Raw genomic sequence first — 9,586 nt, 5'->3', positions numbered from 1 at the left:
GTGGCGCCTTCGTCGATTTCGCGGCCGCGCTGCTCCGGTGATTCGTACATGGGCGTCTCGACACCACTCGCCGCCCAATCCAGCAGTCGGCACAAGGCGGCCGCGTTGTAGCCGACGTGCGCGACCAGGTGGCGCCGAGTCCATCCTGGCAGCAGTGTGTCGGCGTCCAGCTCGTCGTCGGTGAGTTCGGCGAGATGCCGTGCGAAATATGCCGTCCCCCGTTGCGCGATCAGCAGCCGTTCGGGCAACGGCAATTCTGCGAAATCCATTCTCGGCGGCCTTACTTGATGATGGTCTTGTTCCGGACCGATCCGATTCCCTCGATGGTGATTTCGATCGTCTCCCCGTCCTTGATGTAGCGAGCCGGCTTCCGGGCGTGCCCGACTCCCCCGCTCGTACCTGTGCAGATCACATCACCAGGCTGCAGGGTCACGATCTGGGAGATGTAGTGAACCAACCGCGCAGGCCCGAAGACCAAATCGTCGGTTGTCGCGGACTGCATCAGCTCCCCGTCGAGTCGTGCCTCGATCCTGGTACCCGGGACATAGTCGGTGTCCAGCACGGGTCCGAACCCAGTCGCCTTCTCGAACCATTTGCCCTGATCCCACTGGACCGACCGGAACTGATAGTCACGCATGGTGTAGTCGTTGAGGACGGAGTAGCCCGCGATGTACTCCGACGCCGTGTCTTCGGATACCTGCCTCGCGCGCTTGCCGATGATCACTGCCAACTCGGCTTCCCAATCCAGGGCCCCTGCGGCGTAGGCCGGGATCACGACGTCGTCGTACGGTCCGGCCAGCGATTCCGCGAATTTCGCGAACAGGGTCGGGTATTCGGGCTTGTCCCGGCCCATTTCGGCGATGTGTGAGGCGTAGTTGAGTCCAACGCAGATGACTTTGCCCGGCCGTGGCACGACCGGCGCGTAATCCGCAGAGGCGAGATCGACGGTCATTCCACTGGCCTCCGCACCATTCGCCGCTTCGGCGATGGACTTCCACTCGGGCTCGGCCAGTAGCGCGGACAGGTCGCGGTAGCCGCCGATCACCGTCGCCGTCCATTCGTCGTCGATGCGGACGGCGACCGTGGTTCCTGGCAGCCGGAGAGTTGCCAACTTCATTGGGGATCATGCTCCTTCGACGGTGAGCGAACGGGAGAGATGCAGGCGCTCCATGATGGGAGCGTCCGAGAACACGAAAAGGTCCAGTGGGGACTGGGATTCGATCGACAGCTCGGTCCACGACGGGACCGTGATCAGATCGCCCTGGTGCACTGTGTGCACCTTGTCTCCGAGGCGGAAGCATGCGGTGCCTTCGAAAACTTGATACACGGCCGAACCGACATTCCGGCGAGGACGGGTTCGCGTCCCCTCGCGCAGCCGGTGGAACTCTGCGCGAATGGTCGGCATCACGTCACCGCCGTTCGTCGGATTGGTGTAGCGGACGGCCGCGTGGCCCGGCTCGATGGTTGCGGGATATCCCTCGTCCTCGAGCGCGAGCTGCTCGGCGAGGGCGCGGTCCGTGTGTTCCCACCGGTACGCCGCGATCGGCGAACTCGCGGTGGTCTCCAGCCCTACCAGGGGACGCAGCCCCGGATGCGACCAGAGCCGCTCCGCACGCGAAACGTCGGGTGTGGCGTCATCGGTGACAGTGTCCGAGCCGAATTCGAAGAACCCGGTGTCCATGTAGTGGGCGAACGGGATGTCGAGTCCGTCGAGCCAGGCCATCGGCTGATCGGTTTCATTGTGATGACCGTGGAAGTGCCAGCCCGGAGTGAGCAGGAAATCACCGCGGCGCATCGCAACCGGATCGCCGTTGACTACGGTCCACACCCCTTCGCCCTCGAGGACGAACCGAAATGCGTTCTGGCTGTGGCGGTGTTCGGGCGCGACCTCCTTCGGACCGAGGTACTGGATCGCCGCCCACAACGTCGGAGTCGCGTACGGGAGCCCGCCCAGGCCGGGGTTGGCCAGTGCGATCGCCCGGCGCTCCCCGCCGCGGCCCACCGGCACAAGGTCACCGGCCCGGGCCGCCAGCGGGTACAACTTCGACCAACGCCACACGTACGGTAATGCGCGCGAGGTGGGAACCATCGGCATCAGGTCGCCGAGTTGCGTCCACAGCGGGTTGAGATGCTCCCCGGCGAAATCGAGATAGAGCCGTTCGAGTTCGAGGTCTTTCCAGTCCGAGGACTGTTCGGCAGCGGTCATGTCTGCGGAACTCCTTGCGATCGAGCGGAAACAGCCGCACATATCCCCCTTGCGGCCACGCTATCCGCGGCGATCCGACGCCCGGCAGAAGATTCCTCTCTCCAGAAAAGAGTCAGACCTCGATATCGCCGACGTCGGCTTCCATGCCCCGGACAGCGCTCTGCATCTGAGCGATCAGTGGCCCACGCAGATGCTGCTGGTAGCGCACCACCGGAATTGATACCGAGATGGCGCCGAGCGCGACCCCCGCCCGGTTTCGAACAGCCATGCCGAACGCGGCGATGCCGACTTCGGTCTGCTGCAGGTTGATCGCGAACCCGGCCTGCCGACACGCGGTGAGCTCGCGGACGAATACCTCGAACTGCTCCGGCGGCATCGTCCGGTCGCCCGGTGTCGACTCCGGTTCCGGCCAGTCGGCCGGACGGAGATACAGCTGGGCCAGCGTCTCCTCCCGCAGTTCCGCGAGCAGGATCTTGCCCCCGGCCGTGCGCTCGGCATCGAGGACCTGCCCCTGACGGTCGCCGACCCGCAGCATCTCGTTCGATTCGGCCGACAGCAGGAATCGCACCTGTGTCCCGACCCGGATCACCAGGTTGACCGTTTCCCCGCACCGGCTCGCGAGCGCCTCCATGTGCGGACGCGACAGCTCGGTGAATTCCCGAGTCCAGCCTCGTCGCGCCGGGCCCGCGCCCATGGCCGGTCCTGGGTGGTATCGGCGAGCCTCGTCCTGGACAGCGAATCCGCGGTACAGCAGCATCGCGAACAGGCGGTGCGCGGTCGACGGCGCGACCCCCAGCTCGGCGGCGGCATCGCTCAGGCGCACCGCTCCGACGTCACGTAGCAGTTGCACAAGTCGCAACGCGTTGTCGACCGATTCCAGCATGTAAGCAGGCTTTTCGATCATCGGTCGATGACTCGATTTCTGCATAGTGGAATAGTATTGTCCCGCGATACCCGCCCCGGCAAGGGTTGACGATGTGGACAAGACTGATCTGAACAACGCACAAATCGTGGTCGTCGGCGGTGGTATCGGAGGCATCGCGGCCGCACTCGCGCTGGCGACGAAGGGCGCCGAGGTCACCGTCCTCGAGCAGGCGCCGGAGTTCGGCGAAGTCGGCGCCGGACTGCAGATCGGCCCCCACGGGTCGCGGATTCTGTCGAAATGGGGCCTGCTGGAATCGGCTCTCGCCCTGGGCGTGCGGCCCAAGAACCTCGTCTTCCGTGACGCCCTCACTGCCGAGGTGCTCACCTCGATCGATCTGGGCAACACTTTCCGGTCGCACTACAACGGGCCGTACTTCGTGATCCACCGCAGCGATCTGCACCGCCTGCTCGTCGATGCCGCCCGGACGGCCGGCGCGAATCTCGTCACCGGCATCACAGTGCAGTCGGCGGTGACCGACGGCGACCGCGCGATCGTCACCGACACCGACGGACGGACCTGGCAGGCGGATGTCGTCCTGGGCATGGACGGCCTGAAATCGACACTGCGTCAAAGCATTTCCGACGACGAGCCCGTGGCGTCCGGCTTCGTCGCCTACCGCGGCACCTTCCCCGTCGACGAGGTGGACATCGACTACGATCCCGACGACGTCGTCGGCTACATCGGACCAGACTGCCATTTCATCCAGTACCCGCTGCGCGGCGGCACCATGCTGAACCAGGTGGCCGTCTTCGAATCCCCCGGGTTCACGCGTGGAGCCACGGAGTGGGGTGGCCCCGATGAGCTGGCGAACGCCTTTACACACTGTCATCAGAGCGTGCGCGACGGCGTCGAGCATTTGTGGACAGACCGTTGGTGGCCGATGTACGACCGGGAACCGATCGACAATTGGGTCAACGGACGACTCATCCTTCTCGGCGACGCCGCGCATCCCCCTCTCCAGTACTTGGCCTCCGGCGCGGTGATGGCCATCGAGGACGCGGACTACATGGCGGAGTACGCCATGCGCAGATACCCAGAGCTCGGCGCCGAAGGGTGGCCCGTGATCCTGGCCGAGGTCAACAAGCATCGAGCCCCCCGATGCAATCGGATCCTCACCACCGGCCGGATGTGGGGCGAGCTCTGGCACTTCGACGGCACCGCCCGACTCGTACGCAACGAACTATTCCGCAGCAGGGACACAGCCAGTTACAAGTACACCGACTGGCTCTGGGCCTACTCCCCCACTTACGCCTGAGCCGAGAAGGCACGAGATGAAAACCACGTGTGCGGTCGATTCCATTCGGCCCCAATGGATCCCGTCCGATCGCGATCTGTCCGAAGCGCGAGTCACCGATTTCGCGCGGTACGTGACAGCTCGATCCGGTATCGAACTACCGGACTACTCCGCACTCTGGCGGTGGTCGGTCGATGACGTACCGGCGTTCTGGGAGTCGGTCTGGCAGTACTTCGACCTCGGCCCGGCACCGGGCGAGATCTTGTCACGAGCCGAAATGCCAGGTGCGCAATGGTTTCCAAATGCTCGACTCAACTATGTAGATCAAGTTGTCCGCCAGGCCCGGACAGACCGGCCTGCCATCGTGTCGATCGACGAAACCGGTCCGGCAACCCAACTGAGCTGGAATGAGCTGCTGGGCCGGACGGCCGCGCTCGCGACAACGCTGCGATCCCTGGGCGTGCGCGCCGGAGACCGAGTAGTCGGCTATCTGCCGAACATACCCGAAGCGGTGATCGCCTTTTTGGCAACGGCTGCCATCGGTGCCGTCTGGAGCGCGTGCGGGCAGGACTACTCGGCCAAGGCGGCGCTGGATCGGCTGGGCCAACTCCGCCCTGCGGTGCTCGTCACGGCAGACGGGTATCGGTACGGCGGAAGGTCCCATGACAGGCGTGCAGACATCGCAACACTGCGCGCCGCAATGCCGGAACTGCGAGCCACCATCGCGGTTTCGCGGCTCGGGCACGAGTGTCCCGACACGCTGGATTGGCAAGCAATCACAGGTCAAGGCGGCTCCCTGGAAACAACCCAGGTCCCCTTCGACGATCCGCTCTGGGTCTTGTTTTCGTCCGGCACCACCGGACTACCGAAAGGCATAGTTCACGGCCACGGCGGCGTGCTCCTGGAGCATTTGAAAGCCATGGCCCTGCAATCGGATATCGGCCCTGATGACACGTTCTTCTGGTACACCAGCCCGAGCTGGATGATGTGGAACTATCAGGTCGCCGGGCTGTTGGTCGGCGCCACGATCGTCTGTTACCCCGGCAGTCCAGCGTATCCGACGCCGGATGCGCTGTGGGGGAAGGCCGCCGGGACCCAGGCAACCGTCGTGGGTACCAGTCCTGGATACGTTCTCGCCTGTATGAAGGCGGGAGTGATACCCCGGGCCGAACACGATCTCTCCGCCTTGCGAACCATAGGAATCACGGGTGCCCCGCTGCCGGCGAAGTCGTCGATGTGGCTGCGCGACAACGTCGGACCCGAAATCCATGTCGCGTCCATCAGTGGTGGTACCGATGTGGTGTCGGCCTTCATAGGCGGCGTGCGCACGGTTCCGGTATGGCCGGGCGAGCTGTCCGCGCCCTGTCTCGGTGTGGCCTTGGACGCTTGGGACGAAGAGGGCTTCCCGGTGCGCGGTGAGGTCGGCGAATTGGTCGTCACGAAGCCGATGCCGTCCATGCCGGTATCGTTCTGGGACGATCCGGATGGATCCCGTTACCGCAGTGCCTATTTCGAGAAGTACCCCGGTGTGTGGTGCCACGGCGACTGGGTGACGATCACCGACCGCGGCAGCACGGTCGTGCACGGCCGCTCCGACGCGACCTTGAACCGCAACGGTATTCGCATGGGTAGCGCGGACATCTATCAACTCGTCGAGCAACTCCCTGAGATCGCCGAAGCCTTGGTTATCGGTGCCGAGCAACCCGACGGCGGATACTGGATGCCACTGTTCGTCGTCCCCTCCGCAGGCTACGAAGTCGATTCCGCGTTCATCGACCGGATCAACACCACGATCCGCTCGGAACTCTCGCCTCGCCACGTCCCGGACGAGATCATCGTGGCTCCGGGCATCCCGCACACGCGCACCGGCAAGAAACTCGAGGTTCCCGTCAAGAAGCTGCTGCAGGGTGCGGATCCGACTCGCGTGACCGACCGCAGCGCTGTCGACGATCCGATCCTGCTCGAGTGGTACGCGCGATTCAGCCGTCGGATCGGTACCACAACTCCACGCTAGCCCGCGCCTGGACTCCAGCCCGCCCACAAGGAAACGAAAGCCGGCCGGGTTGCTTCCACAGCGACCCGGCCGGCTTGATGATCATCGCGCGTCAGGCGACGCAGATTCCCGGGACAGCAGTCTTCTTGTAAATGTGCGGCGAAGCGGTGCAGGACTCAGGGTATTTCGAGAGCATTTCCTGAAACTCCGGGGTCTGAAACGCCCGCGCCATGTTCTCCGTACTCTCCCAGACCGCCACATTGATGTAGCTGCCACTGCCCGCGATGCCCTTGTGCAGCTGGCCCGAGATGCAGCCGTGGCTCAGCATGAAGGAGGCGTCCTCCTTCCACAACCGCAGGAATTCTGCTTCATCTTCCGGTTCGACGTGGAACACATTGAAGAGGACTATCGGCCCCTCCTCTTGCGAGGCGAGCTGCTGAAAGAACGTCGTGCTCTTGTCCAATTCGAGTAGCTTCAGCATGAGCATTTCCCTTTCTGATCGAAACTGATTCGAGACTGTTGATAGTTAGTTCACGAGCGCATCCGAGGGCCGCCGGATACGGGGCAGCAATAGCGCCGCCAGCAGGCCTACCCCGGCGAGCCCGGCGAGCAATCGGTAGGCGTCGGCGTACCCGGCGTCTCGATAGAACGGAACACCCTGCATGACAACCTGATGCGCGGCGAGCACGGTGAACAACACCTGGTAACCGAAGCCTCCGATAACCTGCAGCGCCATATAGGCGATGCCATTGACCGTCGCTTGTTCCTCGGCAGTGACCACCGAGACCACCATCGCAGTGCCGCAGGCCATCACAATGCCGCCCGCGAGGCCCACCACCATCGAGGAGACGACGATCTGCGCGGTATCGCGGTGGTACTGACCGAAAAGCAGCAACCCGAGTACTAGAAGCGCTGCACCGATCAGCCAGAGCGGCCGGGGCTCGACGTGTTTCAGCAGGACGCCGGTCACCACTGCGGCACCGACGGTGGCCGCGCCGGCGGGAATGCCGACCAGCGCGTAATGAGTTGCCGTCCAGCCGAATCCATCGGATGCGAGTGGAATTCTCGGATACTGGGCCAGGAACGAGAAGATGAGCGGCGAAATGATGAATGCGAACTGAACGAACGCGGTGGTAATGATCACTACGGCGACCGGGCGTTGGGCCAGCATGCGCAGGTCGACGATCGGACTGGTCGTGGTGAGTTCCACCGGCACGAAAGCCGCGAGGGCAAGCAGGCCCACGAGTAGCGGCCACACGGTCCGGGAAGCGCCCCACCCCAAGCTGTAGATGTTGCCGCCCCCATACGCCACGAGCGCGACTCCGATGCCGAGCAGAAGCCCTCCGGCCCAGTCGAATTCCGATCCGAATCGCCCACGGCGTGGGGTTTCGGGCATGACGGCGAGCATGCCGATGGCGATAACGGTCAGGCCGGTCAGCAACCACATCGCACCGCGCCATCCGAAGGAATCGATCAGGTTGCCGACCACTACGGGGCTCACGAGAACCACGACACCGACCGAGCCCATCACCACGCCATAGGCCATCGCGACACGTTTCGCCGGGAAGCAGTCCCGGATACAGGCCGGGACGAGCGCGACGATCGGACCGTAGAACCCCGCGATCGCACGCCCGATGAGCAACACCACGAAACTGGGTGCCAACGCGGAGATGACGTCCCCCACAATCCCGGCCGCGGCAAGTATCAGCATCACACGGCGTTTTCCGTAAATCTCACCGAATTTCACCGCGAACGGCAGGCTGAACAGCGAAACCAGAAGCGTGGCGAGGTTGAACCAGACGATATGACCGGTCCGGAAAAACTCCACGATGTGCGGTTGTGACGCGCCTCCGGCAATGCCACTGATGGTCAATAGTTGGGCGGGCAGGATCAATGCGAGCATCAACGGAATTCCACCGGAATGCGTTGGGGCGGTCCCGGTTACAGTCGGAGGAGGCTGGATGGTTTCAGACATCGTGGTTCTTTCTGGTGGTTTGGCATGCCTTGGACAGCCGGCTGCTACCCCAAGGCATGCCTCTTTTGACGTCCCCGAATGGAAGAGACGTCGAGTTCTCCAGGTTTCACCTGTGAACGAATGACGAGCATCGCGCGACTCGACCGGACGAGTGAGTAGACACACGCGGTCGACGGCGGCTCGCTGCACCGTTCCGAGTGCGGGACAACGCTTTGCCAACCCTTCTGAACGTTGCACTATGCGGAACGGTGTTCATGAGTGTGACACCGACCATCAGGTCGCGCAAGCCCTCCACTCGAGCCGCGACTCGGTTCCCGCACTCGATCACCCCGCACCCCACCCGGTGGCGACAGCACACCAAATGCCTTCTACCCAAGCATGTTCCGCTACGCAGAAGATTATGAATGGAGCGCGCCGGCGACTCGTTACGGTTTGCGGATGCCGATGCCGATGCCGATGCCGATGCCGAGACCGAAGGCCAGAATCCGAACGCGCATCTTCGCAATCGCACTGATCCCGAGCGTGGCACTATTCGCGATCGGGATGACCGTCGCGGGGTATCTGCTACGGCGAGGCGAGAACGTCAAAACCTGGTCGTCGGTGCTGGCGGATGCCAATCGTCAAGCAGGCGACATGATCAATGCAATCCAGCAGGAAAGACTGCTGTCGCTGATACGGCTGACAACCAGCCGGCCCGATCCCGTGGCCCTCGGTCAGGCGCGCACACGACTGGACACTACGCTTGCGCAGCTCACATCTCTCGAATCCGCTCTCATGAAGACAAGCATCGGCCTGCCAACCGGTGACATACATAGCCGGAACCTCAGCCGCGCGGATACGCCCGGTGAACTGGGCAGGAAGATCACCGGTTCGGTCACTGACTACAGCAGCGAGACTAGGTCGTGTCTCCTAATGGTGTTGACCGATTGGCCCCGCGGAGTTGGGCAGGTAGTGCATCATGTTCGCCGTGGCGACGCTGACGGGTGATCGGTACCAGGTCCTGACCGACAGGCAATGGGAGCTGTTGGAGTTGCTGCTACCCAAATCGCAAGGGCGCGTGGGTCGTAACTTCGCCAACAATCGCCTGGTGGTGGAGGGGATGCTGTATCGACTGCGGGTCAGTGTGCCGTGGCGAGACCTGCCGGAGGTGTTCGGGCCGTTTCTGTGGAATCTGATTTGTCCGATATGTTGCTGTTTGCCCTGATCAAACGGGTGTGATCGGGAGAAGCGTTGCTGTGGGTGGGATGCCGATC

The 9,586-nt window shown here is 63.4% G+C and carries 10 protein-coding genes; 4 read left to right on the top strand and 6 right to left on the bottom strand.

The genetic code is table 11. The features are described from left to right. From ABZW16_RS41430 to ABZW16_RS41415, 4 genes are all read right to left on the bottom strand, one after another. Positions 1-269: maleylpyruvate isomerase family mycothiol-dependent enzyme (locus ABZW16_RS41430; protein ID WP_354961632.1), on the bottom strand; the 269-nt coding region annotated here is incomplete at its 3' end. Positions 270-280: 11 nt separating this feature from the next. Further along, the gene (locus ABZW16_RS41425; RefSeq protein ID WP_354961631.1) at positions 281-1,117 is read right to left on the bottom strand and encodes a fumarylacetoacetate hydrolase family protein; all 837 of its coding nucleotides are present in this window, start codon (positions 1,115-1,117) and stop codon (positions 281-283) included. Between the two features lie 6 nt (positions 1,118-1,123). Then, on the bottom strand, positions 1,124-2,206 hold the full coding sequence (locus ABZW16_RS41420; RefSeq protein WP_354961630.1) for a cupin domain-containing protein: 1,083 nt from the start codon (positions 2,204-2,206) through the stop codon (positions 1,124-1,126). 112 nt (positions 2,207-2,318) lie between these two features. Further along, positions 2,319-3,134, bottom strand: a complete 816-nt coding sequence (locus tag ABZW16_RS41415) for an IclR family transcriptional regulator (RefSeq protein ID WP_354961629.1) — start codon at positions 3,132-3,134, stop codon at positions 2,319-2,321. A gap of 49 nt (positions 3,135-3,183) precedes the next feature. Here ABZW16_RS41415 and ABZW16_RS41410 point away from each other — a divergent pair, with 49 nt between their 5' ends. Beyond that, positions 3,184-4,386, top strand: coding sequence for an FAD-dependent monooxygenase (locus ABZW16_RS41410; RefSeq protein ID WP_354961628.1), 1,203 nt, complete (start codon positions 3,184-3,186; stop codon positions 4,384-4,386). A 16-nt stretch (positions 4,387-4,402) separates the two neighbouring features. Further along, complete coding sequence (locus ABZW16_RS41405; protein WP_354961627.1) at positions 4,403-6,379, top strand: acetoacetate--CoA ligase; 1,977 nt, start codon at positions 4,403-4,405, stop codon at positions 6,377-6,379. Between the two features lie 91 nt (positions 6,380-6,470). On the opposite strand, the gene ABZW16_RS41400 is transcribed toward ABZW16_RS41405, so the two are convergent. Together ABZW16_RS41400 and ABZW16_RS41395 are read right to left on the bottom strand one after the other, a co-directional pair. Then, positions 6,471-6,839 carry an antibiotic biosynthesis monooxygenase family protein gene (locus ABZW16_RS41400; protein WP_354961626.1) on the bottom strand — a complete coding sequence of 123 codons (369 nt, stop codon included), beginning with the start codon at positions 6,837-6,839 and terminating at the stop codon, positions 6,471-6,473. Positions 6,840-6,884: 45 nt separating this feature from the next. Beyond that, a complete protein-coding gene (locus tag ABZW16_RS41395) occupies positions 6,885-8,261 on the bottom strand; it encodes an MFS transporter (protein WP_354961625.1) in 1,377 nt (458 codons plus the stop codon). Positions 8,262-8,711: 450 nt separating this feature from the next. Between ABZW16_RS41395 and ABZW16_RS41390 the strand changes: the two genes are divergently transcribed. Further along, a complete protein-coding gene (locus ABZW16_RS41390) occupies positions 8,712-9,320 on the top strand; it encodes a hypothetical protein (RefSeq protein ID WP_354961624.1) in 609 nt (202 codons plus the stop codon). After that, entirely contained in the window at positions 9,301-9,537 is a 237-nt protein-coding gene (locus ABZW16_RS41385) for a transposase (RefSeq protein ID WP_354961623.1), read from the top strand. The genes ABZW16_RS41390 and ABZW16_RS41385 overlap by 20 nt, the downstream gene beginning before the upstream one ends. Positions 9,538-9,586: the final 49 nt, after the last annotated feature.

The sequence above is a fragment of the Nocardia sp. NPDC004604 genome, assembly GCF_040609795.1.
Lineage (GTDB): Bacteria > Actinomycetota > Actinomycetes > Mycobacteriales > Mycobacteriaceae > Nocardia.
Note: the sequence above shows the minus strand (reverse complement) of the source record. Positions and strands in the feature narration are given on the sequence as shown.

What these genes read in the sequence shown, in the direction of transcription:
- ABZW16_RS41425 (WP_354961631.1), bottom strand. Translation starts at nt 1,117, where the DNA reads ATGAAGTTGGCAACTCTCCGGCTGCCAGGAACCACGGTCGCCGTCCGC.
- ABZW16_RS41420 (WP_354961630.1), bottom strand. Translation starts at nt 2,206, where the DNA reads ATGACCGCTGCCGAACAGTCCTCGGACTGGAAAGACCTCGAACTCGAA.
- ABZW16_RS41415 (WP_354961629.1), bottom strand. Translation starts at nt 3,134, where the DNA reads ATGCAGAAATCGAGTCATCGACCGATGATCGAAAAGCCTGCTTACATG.
- ABZW16_RS41405 (WP_354961627.1), top strand. Translation starts at nt 4,403, where the DNA reads ATGAAAACCACGTGTGCGGTCGATTCCATTCGGCCCCAATGGATCCCG.
- ABZW16_RS41400 (WP_354961626.1), bottom strand. Translation starts at nt 6,839, where the DNA reads ATGCTGAAGCTACTCGAATTGGACAAGAGCACGACGTTCTTTCAGCAG.
- ABZW16_RS41395 (WP_354961625.1), bottom strand. Translation starts at nt 8,261, where the DNA reads ATGCTCGCATTGATCCTGCCCGCCCAACTATTGACCATCAGTGGCATT.
- ABZW16_RS41390 (WP_354961624.1), top strand. Translation starts at nt 8,712, where the DNA reads ATGTTCCGCTACGCAGAAGATTATGAATGGAGCGCGCCGGCGACTCGT.